The sequence below is a fragment of the Clostridium sp. OS1-26 genome (assembly GCF_030915445.1).
Classification (GTDB): Bacteria; Bacillota; Clostridia; order Clostridiales; family Clostridiaceae; genus Clostridium_AM.
Map to the genome: position 1 here is coordinate 1,818,443 of NZ_CP133264.1, position 18,605 is coordinate 1,837,047.

General features: G+C 30.1%; 17 protein-coding genes and 1 pseudogene. All 18 read left to right on the forward strand.

Annotation, left to right across the window (positions count from 1 at the left end; all coding sequences use genetic code 11):
- Window positions 1-5: 5 nt before the first annotated feature.
- The 18 genes and pseudogenes from RCG18_RS09075 to RCG18_RS09160 all read left to right on the forward strand — a co-directional run bounded on the left by RCG18_RS09075 (window position 6) and on the right by RCG18_RS09160 (window position 18,588).
- A complete protein-coding gene (locus tag RCG18_RS09075) occupies window positions 6-1,034 on the forward strand; it encodes a glycosyltransferase family 8 protein (protein WP_308040984.1) in 1,029 nt (342 codons plus the stop codon).
- Window positions 1,018-2,418 carry a hypothetical protein gene (locus RCG18_RS09080; RefSeq protein WP_308040985.1) on the forward strand — a complete coding sequence of 467 codons (1,401 nt, stop codon included), beginning with the start codon at window positions 1,018-1,020 and terminating at the stop codon, window positions 2,416-2,418. Before RCG18_RS09075 ends, RCG18_RS09080 begins: the two co-directional genes overlap by 17 nt.
- 211 nt (window positions 2,419-2,629) lie before the next feature.
- Complete coding sequence (locus tag RCG18_RS09085) at window positions 2,630-3,802, forward strand: acyltransferase (RefSeq protein ID WP_308040986.1); 1,173 nt, start codon at window positions 2,630-2,632, stop codon at window positions 3,800-3,802.
- A gap of 405 nt (window positions 3,803-4,207) precedes the next feature.
- Window positions 4,208-4,609 carry a DUF4422 domain-containing protein gene (locus tag RCG18_RS09090; RefSeq protein WP_308040987.1) on the forward strand — a complete coding sequence of 134 codons (402 nt, stop codon included), beginning with the start codon at window positions 4,208-4,210 and terminating at the stop codon, window positions 4,607-4,609.
- Window positions 4,603-6,132, forward strand: a complete 1,530-nt coding sequence (locus tag RCG18_RS09095) for a glycosyltransferase (protein WP_308041987.1) — start codon at window positions 4,603-4,605, stop codon at window positions 6,130-6,132. The genes RCG18_RS09090 and RCG18_RS09095 overlap by 7 nt, the downstream gene beginning before the upstream one ends.
- A gap of 44 nt (window positions 6,133-6,176) precedes the next feature.
- Complete coding sequence (locus tag RCG18_RS09100) at window positions 6,177-7,577, forward strand: FkbM family methyltransferase (protein ID WP_308040988.1); 1,401 nt, start codon at window positions 6,177-6,179, stop codon at window positions 7,575-7,577.
- 46 nt (window positions 7,578-7,623) lie between these two features.
- Window positions 7,624-8,403, forward strand: a complete 780-nt coding sequence (gene rfbF / locus RCG18_RS09105) for a glucose-1-phosphate cytidylyltransferase (RefSeq protein WP_308040989.1) — start codon at window positions 7,624-7,626, stop codon at window positions 8,401-8,403.
- A 25-nt stretch (window positions 8,404-8,428) separates the two neighbouring features.
- Window positions 8,429-9,481, forward strand: a complete 1,053-nt coding sequence (rfbG, locus tag RCG18_RS09110) for a CDP-glucose 4,6-dehydratase (protein WP_308040990.1) — start codon at window positions 8,429-8,431, stop codon at window positions 9,479-9,481.
- Between the two features lie 13 nt (window positions 9,482-9,494).
- A complete protein-coding gene (locus tag RCG18_RS09115; RefSeq protein ID WP_308040991.1) occupies window positions 9,495-10,421 on the forward strand; it encodes an NAD-dependent epimerase/dehydratase family protein in 927 nt (308 codons plus the stop codon).
- 68 nt (window positions 10,422-10,489) lie between these two features.
- Window positions 10,490-11,653: a UDP-galactopyranose mutase gene (glf, locus tag RCG18_RS09120; protein WP_308040992.1), complete on the forward strand. Its 1,164-nt coding sequence runs from the start codon at window positions 10,490-10,492 to the stop codon at window positions 11,651-11,653.
- A 476-nt stretch (window positions 11,654-12,129) separates the two neighbouring features.
- Window positions 12,130-12,723 (forward strand): adenylyl-sulfate kinase, encoded by a 594-nt coding sequence (gene cysC, locus RCG18_RS09125; protein WP_308040993.1) that lies wholly within the window; start codon window positions 12,130-12,132, stop codon window positions 12,721-12,723.
- Window positions 12,724-12,747: 24 nt separating this feature from the next.
- Window positions 12,748-13,628, forward strand: a pseudogene (cysD, locus tag RCG18_RS09130) (sulfate adenylyltransferase subunit CysD).
- 18 nt (window positions 13,629-13,646) lie between these two features.
- Window positions 13,647-15,449 (forward strand): GTP-binding protein, encoded by a 1,803-nt coding sequence (locus RCG18_RS09135; RefSeq protein WP_308040994.1) that lies wholly within the window; start codon window positions 13,647-13,649, stop codon window positions 15,447-15,449.
- Between the two features lie 52 nt (window positions 15,450-15,501).
- The gene (locus RCG18_RS09140) at window positions 15,502-15,903 is read left to right on the forward strand and encodes an Rrf2 family transcriptional regulator (protein ID WP_308040995.1); all 402 of its coding nucleotides are present in this window, start codon (window positions 15,502-15,504) and stop codon (window positions 15,901-15,903) included.
- Window positions 15,904-16,058: 155 nt separating this feature from the next.
- Window positions 16,059-16,988 carry an aliphatic sulfonate ABC transporter substrate-binding protein gene (locus RCG18_RS09145; RefSeq protein WP_308040996.1) on the forward strand — a complete coding sequence of 310 codons (930 nt, stop codon included), beginning with the start codon at window positions 16,059-16,061 and terminating at the stop codon, window positions 16,986-16,988.
- Between the two features lie 76 nt (window positions 16,989-17,064).
- On the forward strand, window positions 17,065-17,409 hold the full coding sequence (locus RCG18_RS09150; RefSeq protein ID WP_308040998.1) for an ATP-binding cassette domain-containing protein: 345 nt from the start codon (window positions 17,065-17,067) through the stop codon (window positions 17,407-17,409).
- 11 nt (window positions 17,410-17,420) lie between these two features.
- On the forward strand, window positions 17,421-17,837 hold the full coding sequence (locus tag RCG18_RS09155; RefSeq protein ID WP_308040999.1) for an ATP-binding cassette domain-containing protein: 417 nt from the start codon (window positions 17,421-17,423) through the stop codon (window positions 17,835-17,837).
- Complete coding sequence (locus RCG18_RS09160) at window positions 17,815-18,588, forward strand: ABC transporter permease (RefSeq protein ID WP_308041000.1); 774 nt, start codon at window positions 17,815-17,817, stop codon at window positions 18,586-18,588. The genes RCG18_RS09155 and RCG18_RS09160 overlap by 23 nt, the downstream gene beginning before the upstream one ends.
- Window positions 18,589-18,605: the final 17 nt, after the last annotated feature.

The window sequence follows — 18,605 nt, forward strand, 5'->3', positions numbered from 1 at the left end:
AGATAATGTCAAACATAGTTCCTGTGATATTAAATTGTACTAATGAATACTTTCCTTTCACGTCAGTAGCATTATATTCCTTAATACAAAATAGTTCAAATGACTATCAATATGAAATAACTATAATGAATACGAATATATCACTTGAATATCAAAAGAAGTTTTTAGAATTTGTTAAAAATAGAGAAAATGTAAAAATTAATTTCTTTGATGTTGAAGACTTAATAAAAGGCTATAAACTACCGACACGTTATTTCTACACTATTGAAACTTACTTCAGATTTCTAGTTCCTGATATTTTAAAAAATCATTCAAAAGCTTTATATTTAGATTGTGATATAGTTGTTAATGGTGATGTTTCGGATTTATATAACATTGATATTGAAAATTACTATTTAGCTGCTTGTAAGGATGCTGATGCTATTGGGGGATATGAATCTACCTTGTTTTTAAAAAATTATATTGATAATGAACTAAAATTAAAAGATCCACATGATTATTTTCAAGCTGGTGTGTTATTGCTAAATTTAGATAAAATAAGGAAAGATTTTAGTACACAAAGCTTATTAAATGCTGTTTCAAAGAAACTTTATCATTATCTAGATCAAGATTATTTGAATATAATTTTTGAAGACAATGTTCTGTTTTTAAACCAAAAATGGAATGTACTTATAAATTGGAGGGTTGATGAAAAAAATCAACGTTTAAATATTATAAAAAAAGCTCCAAAAGAGTTGGCTGATGAATATTTTAATGCTAGAAAAAATCCATGTATAATACATTATGCCGGGCATCATAAGCCTTGGAATACAAAAGATTGTGATTATTATGAGGAGTTTTGGAAATACGCTGTTGATACTCCTTTTTATGATATTATAAAAAGTATAGAGAATAAAAGTAATAGAAAAAATATAAAAAATATAATAAAGAGAGTTGTAATGACTTTATTACCTTATGGAAGTAAACGTCGTGAAATAATTAAAAGTATTCATTACAATTTGAAGTATAGAGGTAAGTATGAGAAAGAAAATTAAAACTTGTATTTTGCATATAGGTACTTGTAAAACAGGCACTTCATATATTCAATCAAATTTATATAATAATCATAATTACTTACTAACACGTAAAATTTATTATCCAAAGATTGTATCAATAGGGCATTTTCTAAGTTTTACACCAATATTTGTTGATAAGCCACGAAATTACTATGCTTTTATAGATGGTGGTATTGTTGATGATGAATTAATAGCAAGTGAAATAAATAAATTGAAAGATATATGGATAAACGAATTTAAGGCATGTTCAGAACGAGAATGTGATACATTTATTGTTAGTGCAGAAAATTTAGCAGAATTAAACGAAAACGAGATAAATAATATTAGAATGTTTTTAAAGCCTTACTTTGAAGAAATTAAAATAATAATTTATGTAAGACCATATAAAAAGTTTATCCAAAGTTTTTATCAGCAGATTATAAAATCATGTGTAGGTAGCTTAGATATAACTGCTAGAAAATGTAGCAACCCCAATATTATAGAGACCTTTATGCAAACTAATGATTTATACTATTCAAATAACATTAAACACTGGATTAAAAAATTTGATATTGAAAATGTAACAATTAAACCTTTTGATAAAAATAACTTTTTAAATAATAACTTGTTAGATGATTTTTTATCAATTTTAAATATGGATTCATCGGAATTCGAAATAACGAAAGATGATGAAAATGCATCGTTAAATAATATGTCTGTATGTTTTTTATTAAATTATAATAAATACTATCCAAGATATCACGACAACAATAAAAATACTGATAGGTTTTTTTTCGATCTTCCACTTGATATTTTCAATACTACACTTGTAGATGACTTTAGTATTAAACTACATTTTACTAAAGAACAAGCTGATATTTTAAATAATGAAATAGAGTTTATTAACCAATACTTCAAAGATGGATATAAATTTGAATATATAACACCTAGCGATGAGTCAAGTGTTTACCCTAAGTCAGAAAAAATACCTAGTGAATTTTATGTTGAACTGTTTAATAATTTTTGTAAGCATTATGCGAAAAATTCTTCTGTTTTATATAAAGAAATAGATAGAATAAATACAGAATGGGGTAAGCAAAGGGATTATATAATAGAACAACAAAAAGAAATAGATAGAGTAAATATGGAATGGGGTAAACAAAGAGATTATATTGAACAATTGAAAAAAGAGTTGAATGACAAAGATATAAAAGTCAAAAACTATGAAACAAATGTAAGTAATTTAAATACTATAATTAACCAAAATAAAGAAGAAATAGTTAAACAACATAATTATATTAAGTTAATACATAATAAATTTATTTTTAAAATGTATTTTAAACTAAAAAGGCTTTTAAAAAAAATAATAAGGTCACTTAATTAGGGATTGCTCAGCAATCCCTATAATTTTTCAAAAATCATTACAAAAATTAAACATTCAACATAATTTTAAGCAAATAAATATAAAATGTTCCTTGATTTTACATTGAAATTTATCACTAATAAGAGAATAGATACATCAGTGACAAAAAGAGTATATTTATGTTATAATTCATCTTGTAATTTATGAAATAAGTTATTGAAAGGTAATTTTTATGTTGAAAAATAAGAAAAACAATCATTCTCATTATAAGTGTCTTGACGGATTACGTGGGGTTGCAGCACTTCTTGTAGTATTGGCACATATGGAACCGTTTTTTGGAACATTGACTTCGACCTCTAATGGGTATAGTCAAACATCATTTCTATGGAAGTGCTATAACATTCTATGTAATGGACATTTTGCTGTATCTATTTTTTTCGTATTAAGTGGGTTTGTACTATTAATAGCGTATTCTGAAAGGCTTGAGCAAGACTATTTAGCTATTAGTGTAGTTAAGAGATATTTTCGTCTGACACCTGTAATTCTATGTTCTTTAATATTGACATACTTATTTTATATTATTTTTGGATATTGGAGTAAATCAGCAGGTATTGCAATCGGTGGCTATGAGTGGTTAATGAATGAAGGAGGTATTCCCAATCTAAAGGGAGTAATTGCTGAGGGACTTTGGAGAGCATATCTTGGTAAAATAAATTATAATGGTGTATTGTGGACTATATCTATTGAATTATGGGGATCAATATTTGCATTTGCTTTTGCAGCTCTTTTTTTTAAGTATAAAAGGTACCCAACTATTGTAATTTTAGCTTCTGGTATACTAGTGTTTACATTGGGACAAAAGGGTTTTTATTTTTCGCTATTCTTGTTTGGATCACTGCTTTTATATAAACAAACATGGCGGTTAAGCTGGCATTGGTTCTTTATAGGGATTTTTTTAGGAACTCAAAGTCCATGGACTCCTTTTGTTGTATTTTTCAATAAATTGAACATACCGTTTAATGTGCCGATATATGTCATATTTAATGGTATGGGTGCAATAATTTTAGTATCCACTATTTTAAGAAATGGTTTTTTAAAACGCATATTCGAATCTCCATTTACAACATGGCTTGGCCGAATTTCATTTAGTTTATATACTTGTCACCTTATTATCCTTAAGACTATTGGAAGTAAAGCCTTAGTGGTTTTTTTTCAAAAAGGTCACCTAAGATTAGGTGCTGGTATGGCAATGATTTTGACACTTTTAATTTCTTTCGTTGTTGCTGAGCTTATGACAAGATTTATTGATGCTCCTAGTCAAAGGTTTGCTAGTATTGTTTCAAATAAAATTCTTTTAAAAAATAATAAACTTACCGCAACTAAGATCGAAGGAAGCGCACAATAGGAACAACTTTTTAATTAATCACCCCTATATATAGTTTTAAAATAACTCCATGTTAGAGTATAAAATTAAAGATGTAGTACTAAAATGAACTCCAGTAATAAAGCTATATTGGCTATTACTGGAGTTGCTTTAATATGGCAGCCTATTATATTAAAGATTAAATTTGATATAGTATTACATATTTATGTTGTTTTTTACAACATACTATTATTTTCTTACTTTTTATGCTAAAATTTAATGGGAACTCTGTTAATATGACTCCTTTCTTTTTAGATTTAGATCATTTATAGAATAGATTATTTTTCATCAGAGGAGTACCATTGTTAAAAAACTTTCAACTATTAAGTAAGGAGTATGATGAATTTTACAAAAAATCTTATTTATAAAACAGAGGAGAAATGATTTATGAGTTTTGTCAAAATACTTGTTTGTTGTCATAAAGAAACAGCATATTTGGAAAATGATATTTTTAAACCTATATTACTTGGAACTAATAATGCAGATGAAAAGTTATTAGGTTTTTTTGATAACAATTTTAAGGATAATCAAGGCATAAACATATCAGATAAACATCCATATTATGCTGAGTTAACCTCTATTTATTGGGCATGGAAAAACTATGAGCAATTAGGAAATCCAGAATATATTGGACTTTTTCATTATAGACGTTTCTTCAATTTTAAGGGAAAAATTAATGGAAATGATCCTTGGCAATATGCTTTTTTAAACTTTAATAAAAGTTCTCAAAAAGATTTGGCTGGGATGAAGGAACTATCAAAGAAGTTTGTGAAGGTACTGATATTGTAGTAACAGAAGCCGAGAAAATTCTGCATCCACGTGATTGGGTTTCTCCTGCTACTTTAGAAGAGCACTATAAATTTGCACATTATCCAGAGGATTTTGATATATTAAAAGAAGCTATGGAGAAATTATATCCGAGCTATAAAGATGTTGTTAAAGACGTATCTAATGGGAATTATGGACATTTTTGCAATATGTTTGTTATGAGTCGTAAAACATTTTTCGAATATGCAGAATGGCTTTTTAACATTTTATTTTATGTAGAAGATAAGCTTGATTTTTCAACAGGAAAATATAAAAATGAACAAAAAAGAGTTTTAGGTTTTCTTGGAGAAAGACTTTTAAGTTATTTTGTAGAGTATCAGAGAAGAAACGGTGCAAAAATCAAGGAATACCAAAGACTTATAGGGTATCTTACAATACAAGACAAACAGCTTTTCTTAAAGAGATTTGGTGTTAAAGCTATTAAAAATATACTATTCAAACAAGACTCTAGTGACTATACTGAAAAAAAGTTTTCAACAGAAGTAAGTGAAAATAAAGATAGTGATATAGAAAAGACCGAAGTAGTGTTAAATGAAAATGAAAATTTACATATCAAGATACCGAGTGTGTCTATTGTTGTAGCTATGTATAAGGTTGAACAATATTTACGAGAATGTATTGATAGTTTAGTAAATCAAACACTGGAAGATATTGAAATTATTTTTGTTGACAATGGTTCACCAGACAATTCTGCTGACATTGTTAAAGAATATATGCTTATAGATTCTCGTATACGCCTTATTAGGCTTAGCGAAAATTGCCTGCTTCCTGGTGCTAGAAACGCAGGTCAGCAAGTCGCAAGAGGTAAGTATGTTGCACATGTAGATGGAGATGATGTTTGTAAACAGGATATGTATGAAAAGTTATATTTAAAAGCAGAAGAACTTGGTGCTGATATTGTTGCTTGCAGTGCTTACTGCTTTAGTGAAAATGTTGACAATTATTATTTGCATAGACCATTAGAATGGTTTAGAAATAGTGATGTTATATTACCAGTTACACAGCGTCCTGAAATGTTTTTGGAACCTGCTGCATGGAATAAGTTGTTTCGAAGAACATACATTGAATCAATAGGTATGAAATTTACAGAAGGTAGTTCATTTGGTGATGAAATACCTGGTATGACAAAAGCATTTATAGAAACAGATAAAATAGCTGTTGTTCAAGAAGCTTTATATTTCTATAGAATTAAACGAGAGGGTAGTATAACCTCTAAAATGCGTAAGGAATATATTGATTCTATAATTTACGCATTGTCGGAACAGAAACGCATATTAATGGAACACAATTTTTCTGACGTAAATACAATGACTTTTATAGTTGAATTTAAAATACTTGTTATGTGTTATGTATTAAGCGGATTATCTTCAAAAGATAAAAAATACTTTTTGAAAATGCATGCCATGTATTTGATAGTGATGATAAAAAATATCTTGACAGATTTTTTTCTACCTTTCCTCGAAAAAAATATCTATATGATTTAATTGTAGAAAGAAGCTACTATACATACTATATTTTAAAGCTTTTAATGAATGCTTGCTGTAATACAAAAAATATTACGAAAAGAATTGGGAAAAAGGTTTTAAAACCTAGTTATTCTAATTTTCATCGTATGTATAATGTTCTAGGAATTTTTAAGCTAAGTTTTTTTGATAAAAAACATTTGGTAGATGCTATTAATATGGAAATCTACGAATTAAAAAGATCGATGAATGATATAAACCATAAGAATGATAATTTAACTCAATTATTAACTGAAGCTATTAAAAATAATGAAAAGTTAATAATTGAATCAAATGAACAGATAAAAGAAAAATTAGAACATATATCTTTAATTGATAAACTTTTTGCTGAAAATAGAGAGCTAAGTAAATTATCAGATAGACTTACAAAAGAGAACAATACTCTATCAGAATCTATAACTGAGCTTCATAAATCTTGTGATTACTTAGGAAGTATAGTAGAAAGTAAGAAAAATTATTATAATTCAGTATGGTATACAGGTTGGATTGATTATTGGAAAAAATACTATATGGATAATTATGAAAATATAAATAATTTGACAAAACGTTTAAAAAGAAATCTTGATTTTGAAAGCTGCAAATTAATTGATCTAATTACTGAAAGAAACTTTTTAATATTACCAGAACAAAAATATACTAATTTATTTTTGTATGATCACATGGAATTATATACAGAAGAGGAAAAGGCTTTTGCAAAAAAAGAAATAGATTTTGAGATTGATAAGAATATATTTAAAAGCCCAGAAGATGTTATTATAGAGCCGTCAGTTTTCTACTATCATTGTGGATTAAAACTGATGCCACCATCTATAACAGAATATATTAAAGGTAAAGATATTATTGATGGTGGAGCGTACTGGGGAGACTCTGCAGTAATATTTAATTTATATGGACCAAAGTCAATACATTGTTTTGAGCCATATGACAAAAACTTTAATAAGCTTAAAGAAACTATTGAGCTAAATAACTTAAAAAATGTTATACCTTGCTTTATGGGATTAGGAGAAACAAGTAAAAGCAGCGTATTGTATCACTATGGTTTAGATAGTGGCGCTAATATGTTTAAAACGACTTTGGATATGGAAGAAAGTGAAAATGAAGAGAAATCAGATATCAAAATTATTGATATTGACAGCTATGTTGAAGAAAATAAATTAAATGTTGGTTATATAAAATTGGATATAGAAGGCAATGAATATGCTGCTATTCAAGGAGCAAAACAAACCATCGAAAGATACAAGCCTATTTTATCTATATCAATATATCATCAACCTACTGATTTTTTTGAAATTAAGCCATTGATAGAAAGCTGGAATTTAGATTATGAATTTACAATTCGTAAACTTGTAGGACACGATTTACTTACAGAAGTTATGCTTTTAGGATTCCCTAAGTCATTATCTTAGAAGCTTAATTTAAAAACTATAAAACTTACAAAAAGGAGATAAAATTATGAAAGTTGTAATATTAGCAGGTGGCTTTGGTACAAGAATTAATGAAGAATCTCATTTAAGACCAAAACCAATGATAGAAATTGATAATATGCCTATACTATGGCATATTATGAAATCATATTCGTATTATGGATTCAATGATTTTATTATTTGTTGTGGTTACAAAGCTTATGTGATTAAAGAATATTTTGCTCAATACTATTTACATCGTTCTGACATCACATACGATTTTGCAAATAATAATCAAACTGAAATACACAGCAATGTTGCTGAGCCTTGGAAAGTAACATTAGTCGATACAGGACTAAATACAATGACTGGTGGCCGTATTAAACGTATTAAAGATTATATTGGAGACGAGCCTTTTATGTTAACTTATGGTGATGGTGTATGTGACATTAATATAAAAGAGTTAGTAGAATATCATAAGCAACACGGAAGTCTTGCAACTATAACTGCAATTCAACCAGGTGGAAGATTTGGAGCATTGGAAATAGATGAAAAGAACAATATACGTGCTTTTGCTGAGAAAAGAAAAGAAGATGGTGGTTGGATAAATGGTGGCTTTATGGTTTTACAACCTGAGGTTATTGATTTAATTAAAGATGATACTACTGTATTTGAAAAAGAACCACTAGAAACCTTGGCAAAAACTAATCAATTAAAAGCATATTACCATAATGGTTTTTGGCAATGTATGGATACATTGAGAGATAAAATGTATCTAGAGGAGCTAATAGCAAATGATAAAGCCCCTTGGAAAGTTTGGGAAAAATAATTAATATAAGAAAGTTGGAATACTAATGGATTTATCTTTTTATAAAGGAAAAACTGTTTTTATTACAGGTCATACTGGGTTTAAAGGTTCTTGGATGTGTAAAGTATTAAATCAGCTTGGTGCAAAGGTTGTTGGATATTCATTAGAACCAAATACAACTCCAAGTTTATTTGATCTAATTAATTTGGATAAAGAGATTACATCTATAATAGGTGACATACGTGATTTAGAAAAGCTAAAAGAGAGTATGATTAAGTGCAAACCTGATATTGCAATACATATGGCAGCACAACCTCTTGTAAGAGAATCATATATAGATCCCGTATACACTTATGAAGTAAATGTAATGGGAACCGTTAATTTTTTAGAAGCAGTTAGACATTGTAATAGTATAAAATCGGTGGTTAATGTAACTACAGATAAGGTATACAAAAACAATGAGTGGGAATGGGGTTATAGAGAAAATGAAGTGTTAGATGGACACGATCCATACTCAAACTCTAAATCTTGTTCAGAACTTGTAACGAACTCTTATGTAAAATCATTTTTCTTACCGAATAATAATATCGCGATATCAACATGTAGAGCAGGTAATGTAATTGGTGGTGGAGATTTTTCAAAAGATAGAATTATACCAGATGCTGTTAGAGCAATGGAAAATAATACAGAAATCATAGTGAGAAATCCGTATTCAACTAGACCATATCAACATGTTTTAGAACCAGTTTTTGCTTACTTAATGATTGCACAAAGACAATATGAGGATAAATCATTAGGTAGTGCATATAACGTAGGTCCTGACTACTGTGATTGTGTAACAACAGGTGAGCTAATGACACTGTTTTGTGAAAAGTGGGGCGGAACAGCAAATTGGAAAAACATCAGTGATTCTAACGCGCCACATGAGGCAGGCTTGTTAAAATTAGATTGCTCAAAAATAAAGCATGTGTTTAAGTGGGAGCCGCGTTGGAACATTGAGGATGCCATTGAAAAAACAGTTGTTTGGAGTAAAGCGTATATAAATGGTGAAGATCTAAATAATGTAATGAAACAACAAATAAATGAGTTTTTATCATAATAAGAGGTGCATAATGAAACAAGCAATAGTTACAGGGGCTAATGGTTTCATAGGAAGCGAAGTAGTAAAAGAACTGATAAATAATAATATTTCTGTTATAGCATTACATAGACCTAATTCATTTGATAAAATACCAAAATCTGATTTAGTTCAATTGGTGGAATTAGATATAAATAATATTTTAAAATTGAAGGATATTATAAAGGAACATAAACCAGATGTATTTTATCACTTTGCTTGGGAAGGTGTAACTGAGCCAGGCCGCAGTAATGCAGAAGTGCAATTAAGAAACATACAAAACACTGTAAACTGTGTTAAAGTAGCAAAAGAATTAGGATGTAAAAGGTTTATATGTTCTGGAAGCATAATGGAGAGAGAAACAATTGCCAGTACTTATGCGCAAGAAAGTAGACCAGGGATGGGATATATATATGGAGCAGGTAAATTTGCAGCACATTCAATAAGCAAATCTATTGCAGCTAACATTGGTATAGAGCATGTGTGGGGAGTAGTAACAAATACATATGGTGTAGGAGAGTTATCTTCACGATTTATTAATACAACTCTTCGTAAAATAATAAAAAACGAACCTCTAAAATTTACAGCTGCAACACAAAACTATGATTTTATATATATTACAGACGTTGCCAAAGCTTTTTATTTGATTGGAGAAAAGGGATTGCCGTTTTGTGAGTATATTATAGGTAGTGGTGATGCAAAACCACTAAGGAAATTTATTGAAGAGCTTCAAGAAGAGTTATGTCCAAATGAAGATTTATATTTTGGTGATATACCTTTTACTGGCGAAAATATACCTCTCTCAAGTTTTGATACTAGTGAATTAATTAAAGATACTGGTTTTATTCCTAATATTAGTTTTTCAGAAGGCGTGAGAAAGACTATGGATTGGTTAAAGTCTATTGACGATAACAAACTTTAAAATATATTTTATTGTATATATAATAGTATAGAAAATAGAAGATGCTATAATATGTAGAAAGGTGAGTTATGGAAGTTTTAGTTGTTGGTTGTGGTTTTGCAGGTAGTGTAATAGCTAGATTTTTAGCAGAAGAATGTAACAAGAAAGTCTTAATAGTAGATAAACGTGATCATATAGCAGGAAATATGTATGATTTTGTAGATGAAAATGGAATACTTGTTCAAAAATATGGACCTCATATTTTTCATACTAATCAAAAGCACCTATATGATTATGTTATAAAATATGGTGAATGGAATGAGTACTATTTAAATTGCATGGCATATATGGAGGAACAATTCACCCCTTCGCCATTCAATTTTGCAACAATTGATCAGTATTATACTGAAGACAATGCTGCTGAACTAAAGGAAAGAATTCTGAAATACTATAACAATGCCGAGAAGGCTACTATATTAGAGCTTTTAGAGTGTAAAGATGAGATGATTAAGGAATATGCACAATTTTTATACGATAAAGATTATAGCCTATATACAGCAAAACAGTGGGGTATTTCACCAGATGAAATTGATAAAGAAGTATTAAGAAGAGTTCCGGTAGTATTCTCATATAAAACTGGATATTTTGATGATAAATATCAGTGTATGCCTAAAAATGGTTTCACGTCATTTTTTAGCAAAATTCTTGAACATAAGAATATAGAAGTTAGGTTAAATACAAATGCTAAATCAATTATAGATATCAAAAATGATAAAATATATATAGATGGTAAAGAGACTACAGTGCCTGTTATATACAGTGGAGCTTTAGACGAACTTTTGGATTACGAATTTGGATTGCTACCATATCGTTCATTACGTTTTGAATATATAACAAAGGACGTGGATAGCCATCAGCCAGCCCCAGTAGTTGCATACCCACAAGTATCTGACTTCACTCGAATAACAGAGTATAAAAAATTAAATGTACAAAATCAACCAAAGGATAAGACTACAATTGCAGTAGAATATCCATTGAAATATACATTAGATTCTGAGTCAGAACCATATTATCCAATTCTTACAGAAGAAAATGTAAGACAATATAATTTATACTGGGAACAATTAAGCAAGATTGAAAACCTGTTTATATGTGGTAGATTAGCAGATTTTAAATACTATAATATGGATCAAATTCTAGATAGATCATTACAGGTATGTGAAGAGATTAAATCATATTTACAAAGAGTATAATGAAAAAGTTATTTTTATAGTTTAGTATGCTAACGGTGGTGGAGACGCATATGTAGCAAGAAAAATAATTATGGTAAAAAGGACTAAAATAAAAATCCAGTAGGAAAGCTATCTTATTGCTTCCTACTGGATTTGTTTTATCAAAAAGTTTTATTTAGTTGAAATAATAATTAAAATAAATTAAAATTAAATGTGAATATGAAATGTGTAAAAAATAATCTTACTTTGTAGGAATATGTAGCATAATGAATTGTAATTAGATAAATTTGTATTTTTAAAACCACCAAGAAATTGTTAATGGAATGTTAATATTTGTGACACTAAACTGTAACAATGAGAAATTAAAGTTATATTGTGAATGTTATATAGAGTAAAAGATGACATATATGGAGTCTACAATAAAAATTTTTTGAATATTAGAAATAAAACAATTAAGAAGAATCTTGACGAAAACCACTGTAGAATGGAGGTTTTTTATGACGCTGAATATTTTTTGGCATAATAATAAAGTTACTTTCGAAGATAGGTGCAAAACTTATAAACAAAAAGGGATTGTACTATGGTTTACTGGTTTATCGGGAGCAGGGAAATCAACTATAGCAGCAGAACTTGAAAATAAGCTTGTGAGCTTGGGGAAAATAACATATATGATTGATGGAGACAATCTTCGCATGGGTCTTAATAAAGATCTTGGATTCTCTGAAGAAAGTAGATATGAGAATATAAGGCGTACTGCTGAAGTTGCGTCTTTGTTTAAGAATGCAGCAGTTATTACTTTAGTATCAGTTATATCTCCATATAGAAAAATGCGTGAAATGGCAAAGGAGATTATAGGAGATGCTGCTTTTGTTGATATATATGTAAAAGCTGATATCGAAACCTGCATAAATCGGGATCCGAAAGGATTATATAAGAAGGCTATAAATGGAGAGATAGTTTCATTTACAGGAATTTCAGATAGATATGAAGAGCCAGAAAATCCTAAAGTTATAATTGATACAAATGAATTAGATTTGGGAAACTCAGTAAATGTTATAATGGAATACTTAGCAAATAATAAATATATATAATTTGTAGTTTGAAAGGCGGATAACATGGATTACCTTGACAAGTTAGAAAATAAAAGTATCTATATTTTACGAGAAGCATATAGCGAATTTAAGAGCTTAAGTATGTTATGGTCTATTGGAAAGGATAGTACAGTCTTATTATGGCTTGCAAGAAAAGCTTTTTTGGACATGTTCCTTTTCCGCTTGTACATATAGATACTCATTATAAAATTTCAGAGATGATAGAATATAGAGATAGATTAGCTAAAGAATGGAAGCTTAATATGATTGTTGGATGTAACGAAGAAGCTTTAAAAAAGAAACTTACGTATCCTGATGGAAACGCTAATCGTATTGAGTGCTGCAGGGAATTAAAAACTGATGCATTGAAAAATACTTTAAACGGAACATGGCCTAGATATAGACTTAATCATGATACGGGTAAATATGAGATTGATAAAAATAATGAGGCTTATACAGGAGTAATTGTAGGAGTTCGTGCTGATGAGGAAGGAAGCCGTTCAAAGGAGAGATATTTTTCACCAAGAGATAGAAATAATGACTGGGATGTAGGGGATCAACCTCCTGAGTTTTGGAATCAATATAAAACAGAAGTTGCACCAGGAACTCATGTGCGTATTCATCCTCTCCTTGATTGGACAGAGCTGAATATATGGGAATACATATATAGGGAAAATATACCTACAGTTTCCTTATACTATAATCAAGGCGATGGAATTAGATATCGTTCACTAGGATGTGCCCCTTGTACAGCACCAATAAAATCTGATTCAAGAAATGTAAAGGAAATAATTGAAGAACTTAGAGTAGGAAAGCTTGCCAATATAGCAGAAAGATCAGGGAGAGCACAGGATAAAGAAGATGGCGGTGGTCTAGAATCTTTAAGACGAGATGGCTACATGTAGATTGGAAGGTGATATAGAATGAGTAACAGCAATAACATTCAGCGAATGCCTGTTGTAATAGTTGGTCACGTTGACCATGGGAAAAGCACGATAATTGGCAGATTGATGGCAGATACTAATTCACTTCCTGAAGGGAAGCTAGATCAAGTAAAGGAAACCTGCAAGAGAAATTCTAAACCTTTCGAATATGCATTTCTCCTTGATGCTTTAAAGGATGAACAGGCACAGGGAATCACTATAGATACAGCAAGATGCTTTTTTAAGTCGGAAAAAAGGCAGTATATAATTATTGATGCTCCTGGACATGTTGAGTTCTTAAAGAATATGGTTACTGGTGCATCAAATGCAGAGGCTGCACTATTAGTTGTTGATGCAAACGAAGGAATTCAGGAGAATACAAGAAGACATGGATTTTTATTATCTATGCTAGGTATCAAGCAGATAGCTATTGTAATTAATAAGATGGATCTTGTAAATTATGATAAAACTGTATATGACACTTTAGTTGAACAGTATAAAGCTTTTTTATCAAAAATTAATCTTGAGGCTGAGAGCTTTATTCCTGTAAGTGGTTTTAATGGGGATAATGTAGCTTTTAAAAGCAGCAATATGCCTTGGTACGATGGAAAAACGGTTTTAGAGACACTTGATGAATTTGATACAATAGGGCAGCTAGAGGATAAACCTTTTCGTATGTATGTTCAAGATGTGTATAAATTTACGGCTAATGGTGATGATAGAAGAATTGTTGCAGGTACAGTGGAGACAGGTGAATTACATATAGATGATGAAATAGAATTTTATCCTTCAGGTAAAAGGAGCAGGGTAAAGTCTTTTGAAAATCTTAATCTAGATTATATGGAGGAGGTTAAAGCTGGATATGCTATAGGATTTACCCTTGAAGAACAAATTTATATAAAGCGTGGGGAAATTGTGACTAAAGCAGATGAACTAAAACCTTTTGTTTCAACTCATTTTAGAGCGAATATATTCTGGTTAGGTAAATCACCACTGGAAAAAAATAAAAAATATTTATTGAAAATTGGCACTACTAAAGTTGGTGTATATTTAGAAGAAATTTTAAAAGTAATGGATGCATCAGAATTATCAGTTTCAAAGAAAGATATAGTAGAAAGACATGAAGTATCTGAATGTATATTTAGAGCTGATAAGGCTATTTCTTTTGACTTAGTTCACGATATTCCAGAAACCTCAAGATTTATTATTGTAGACAATTATGATATTTCAGGTGGAGGAATAATATTAGAGTCATTGAACGACGAGCAAGAGTGGATTAGAAGTACTGTAAGAATAAGAAACAGAAAATGGATTGCAAGCAGTATTACCTCAGAAGAAAGAACTGAGCGATATAATCAAAAGCCCTGTGTTGTATTTATAACAGGAGAAAGTAGTGCTCCAAGAAAGGAATATGCAAAGGCTTTGGAGAGAAAGCTCTTTGAAGAAGGTAAGTTTGTTTACTATTTAGGTATGGGAAATATACGATATGGAATGGATGCTGATGTTGTTGAAAATTCACATAATCCTCATGAACATATAAGAAGACTAGCGGAAACCTGTAATCTTTTAATGGATGCTGGACTTGTTGTTATTGTAAGTGCTAAAGAATTATGCAAAACTGAGTTGGAAGTAATAAATGCATCTATAGACAGCGAAAGAATAATATCAGTCTGGATTGGTGAGCAGCTAGCAAAAGATGTTAGATATGACTTAGTGTTTAAGGAGGATGTGACTAAAAGTGAATTTTTATCAAGCATAAAAAATGTATTGCAGCAGCGCAATATAATTTACAAAACTTATTAGAATTTTATGTTATTTAAAAATACTATTATTAGTTTTTGGAGGATAAATATTTATGAAGTTATCGAGAAAAACTGAATATGCATGCCTAGCACTAATAGACCTTGCTAGAAATTATAAGCAAGATCCTGTTAAAATTATGGACATATCTGTAAGAAATAATATTCCGAAAAAATATCTTGAGCAAATACTTTTAATATTAAAAGGAAGCGGCTATGTTAAAAGTTTAAGAGGGGCAGATGGAGGGTATAAATTAGCAAAACATCCATCTCAGATAACTATGGCAGAAATAATAAGGCTGATAGATGGACTATTGGCTCCTGTTGAATCTGTCAGCACATATTTTTATGAACATACCCCAATTGAACAAAACGAAAAGCTTATAGAGGTTTTTAAAGATATAAGAGATTACATATCAAGAAAGCTTGAAAGCATAAACTTTGATGAACTAAAATAAGTGGTTAACATTGGTCAATGTATACTAAGTTTATAGGCAATATATAGATTGATATGGAGGAATGGTAAAATTGAAGAGAAGAATAGGTGTCTTATTTTTATGTTTAATGATGTTTTCTATGATAGGCTGCTCAAAAAGAGAGCACTAAGTTAGATGTGAAGGTTGGATTTTTTCCAAATATGACACATACTCAGGTATTAATGGGTAAAGAAAACAAATTTCAGAATGCTCTTGGAGATGATTGTAATATTCAATGGAAGCAATTTAATGCAGGTTCCTCTGAGATAGAGGCATTGTTAGCTGGCGAAATTGATATGGGATACATAGGACCAGGTCCAGCAATAAACGGTTATATAAAGTCAAATGGAGGACTACAAATAATTGCTGGAGCATGTGAAGGCGGAGCTATTCTCATTTCAAGAAGTGATGTAAATATAAAGGATGTTAAAGAGTTAAGTGGAAAAAAAGTCGCAATTCCTCAGTTTGGAAATACTCAGCATGTAGTTTTAAAGGAATTACTAGAATTAAATGGCCTTAAAGAAACCACTAAAGGTGGTACTGTAGAGATAGTACAAGCAGATACCCCAGATATAAAAACATTATTTGATAAAAAGGCTATAGATGCAGCTTTAGTTCCAGAACCATGGGGAGCTAGATTAATAGAAGAAAGCAAGGCAAATATGGTTTTAGATTATAATAAAGTCTGGAGAGAAGGAAAATATCCAGTTACTGTAGTAATAGCAAGAACAGATTTTATAAAACAGCATCCTGAGGTTGTAGAGAAGTTTTTAAAAACTCATGTTGAATTAACTGAACAAGCAAATAGAAATACAGAAGAAGCAAAGAAAACGATAAACGGGCAGATTAAAGCTTTGACTGGAAAAGAACTTACACCAAATATAGTGAATTCTTCATTTAATAGATTGTTAATAACTAATAATCCTGATAAGGATGCAGTGAAGGATATGGCTGATATCATGAAAAGCTTAGGAATCACTAAAGGTAATCAGAATATAGATGGGATTTTTAACTTAAGTATTTTAAATAAAATACTACAGGAAAAAGGAGAACAGCCAATAAAATAGATAGGTTAGTGAGATATATTTAATAGTATCTATAGTAAGCTAAGGAGAATTTAGCTATAAGGAAGGAAGTATAGCTATGACATTAGAGCTAAAAAACATAAATAAAACCTATAAGTCAAAATCAAGGGTTATAAAAGTTTTAGATAACATAAACCTAAAAGTTGAAAATGGTAAATTCATATGTTTTATTGGAACTTCTGGCTGTGGAAAAACCACCTTATTGAATGTAGTAGCAGGGTTTGAAAAGAAAACCTCTGGTGAAATAATTCTAAATGGCAAGGAAATTAAAAGCATAGGAACAGATAGAGTTATGATGTTTCAAGAATCAGCTCTATTTCCTTGGTTAAAGGTTAGTGACAATGTGGAGTTTGGAATGAAGATGCTAGGCATAAATAAAGAAGAAAAAAAGAAAGAGCGTTAAGATATTTAGAAATGGTTCACTTAGCTCAATTTAAAGATTCATATATTCATGAGCTATCTGGAGGTATGAGACAACGGGTTGCACTTGCCAGGGCTTTAGCACTTGATTCTGAACTATTGCTAATGGACGAACCCTTTGCTGCATTGGATGCTTATACAAAAACTGTAATGCGCTCTGAGTTATTAAAGATATGGGAGGAATCGAAAAAAACTATACTATTTGTAACCCATGATGTTGAGGAAGCTGTACTACTTGCTGATACTATAGTAGTTATGTCGTCAAACCCAGGAAGTATAAAAAAAATAGTCGATATACCTTATGAAAGAGATAAGAGATTAGGCGAAGAAAGCTTAAATATACTTATAGATGAAATCAAGGAAGACTTAAAGCTGGAGGTTCAAAAAAATGCAGAAGACAAAGCTATTTAAAAATGTACTAGTATATTCGGCATTAATTATTTTATGGCAGCTAATTTATGTTATTAATGTAGATGTCTTAAGCATATGGAAACCATATAACTTTCCATCACCGATTGAAGTAATTAAGAGTTTTTATAGTCTTGTTATAGACAATACCATGGTAACGGCCTTTGCAGTCAGCATGAAAAGATTATTAATAGGTTATTCAATTTCCTTAGTTATAGGAACAATTATTGGCTTCTTATTAGCACATTTTAAAATCATTGGAGAATCCTTAAATGGTATTATATTAGGATTTCAAACCTTGCCAAGCATATGTTGGATTCCATTTTCAATATTGTGGTTTGGATTGGATGAAAGTTCAATATTATTTGTAATAGCTGTTGGTTCAGTTTTTGCTATAGCTATGGCAATAGAAGCAGGGATTAAAAGTGTTAACCCACTGTATTTAAAAGCGGGAAAGAATATGGGGGCCGATGGTATAAAGCTATATAGGAATGTAATAATCCCTGCAGCGCTGCCTTCAATTATTCAAGGTATGAAGCAAGGTTGGTCTTTTTCATGGAGAGGACTAATGGCGGGAGAAATGATATCTGCTAGCAAGGGACTTGGACAGGTTCTAATGGCAGGTAGGGAGCTCGCAGATGTTAATCAAGTTACAGTTATTATGCTTATAATAGTCATAATTGGATTATGTATTGATAAGCTTATATTTGGTAGAATTGAAGAAAAAGTAAGGTATATATGGGGATTAAAGTAAGTATAGGGTTCCTAGCT

Coding starts and splice junctions, on each gene's coding strand:
- RCG18_RS09115 (WP_308040991.1), top strand. CDS start 9,495: ATGAAACAAGCAATAGTTACAGGGGCTAATGGTTTCATAGGAAGCGAA.
- RCG18_RS09090 (WP_308040987.1), top strand. CDS start 4,208: ATGAGTTTTGTCAAAATACTTGTTTGTTGTCATAAAGAAACAGCATAT.
- RCG18_RS09080 (WP_308040985.1), top strand. CDS start 1,018: ATGAGAAAGAAAATTAAAACTTGTATTTTGCATATAGGTACTTGTAAA.
- RCG18_RS09155 (WP_308040999.1), top strand. CDS start 17,421: ATGGTTCACTTAGCTCAATTTAAAGATTCATATATTCATGAGCTATCT.
- RCG18_RS09075 (WP_308040984.1), top strand. CDS start 6: ATGTCAAACATAGTTCCTGTGATATTAAATTGTACTAATGAATACTTT.
- RCG18_RS09085 (WP_308040986.1), top strand. CDS start 2,630: ATGTTGAAAAATAAGAAAAACAATCATTCTCATTATAAGTGTCTTGAC.
- rfbF (WP_308040989.1), top strand. CDS start 7,624: ATGAAAGTTGTAATATTAGCAGGTGGCTTTGGTACAAGAATTAATGAA.
- RCG18_RS09150 (WP_308040998.1), top strand. CDS start 17,065: ATGACATTAGAGCTAAAAAACATAAATAAAACCTATAAGTCAAAATCA.
- RCG18_RS09140 (WP_308040995.1), top strand. CDS start 15,502: ATGAAGTTATCGAGAAAAACTGAATATGCATGCCTAGCACTAATAGAC.
- RCG18_RS09160 (WP_308041000.1), top strand. CDS start 17,815: ATGCAGAAGACAAAGCTATTTAAAAATGTACTAGTATATTCGGCATTA.
- RCG18_RS09135 (WP_308040994.1), top strand. CDS start 13,647: ATGAGTAACAGCAATAACATTCAGCGAATGCCTGTTGTAATAGTTGGT.
- cysC (WP_308040993.1), top strand. CDS start 12,130: ATGACGCTGAATATTTTTTGGCATAATAATAAAGTTACTTTCGAAGAT.
- glf (WP_308040992.1), top strand. CDS start 10,490: ATGGAAGTTTTAGTTGTTGGTTGTGGTTTTGCAGGTAGTGTAATAGCT.
- rfbG (WP_308040990.1), top strand. CDS start 8,429: ATGGATTTATCTTTTTATAAAGGAAAAACTGTTTTTATTACAGGTCAT.
- RCG18_RS09100 (WP_308040988.1), top strand. CDS start 6,177: ATGAATGCTTGCTGTAATACAAAAAATATTACGAAAAGAATTGGGAAA.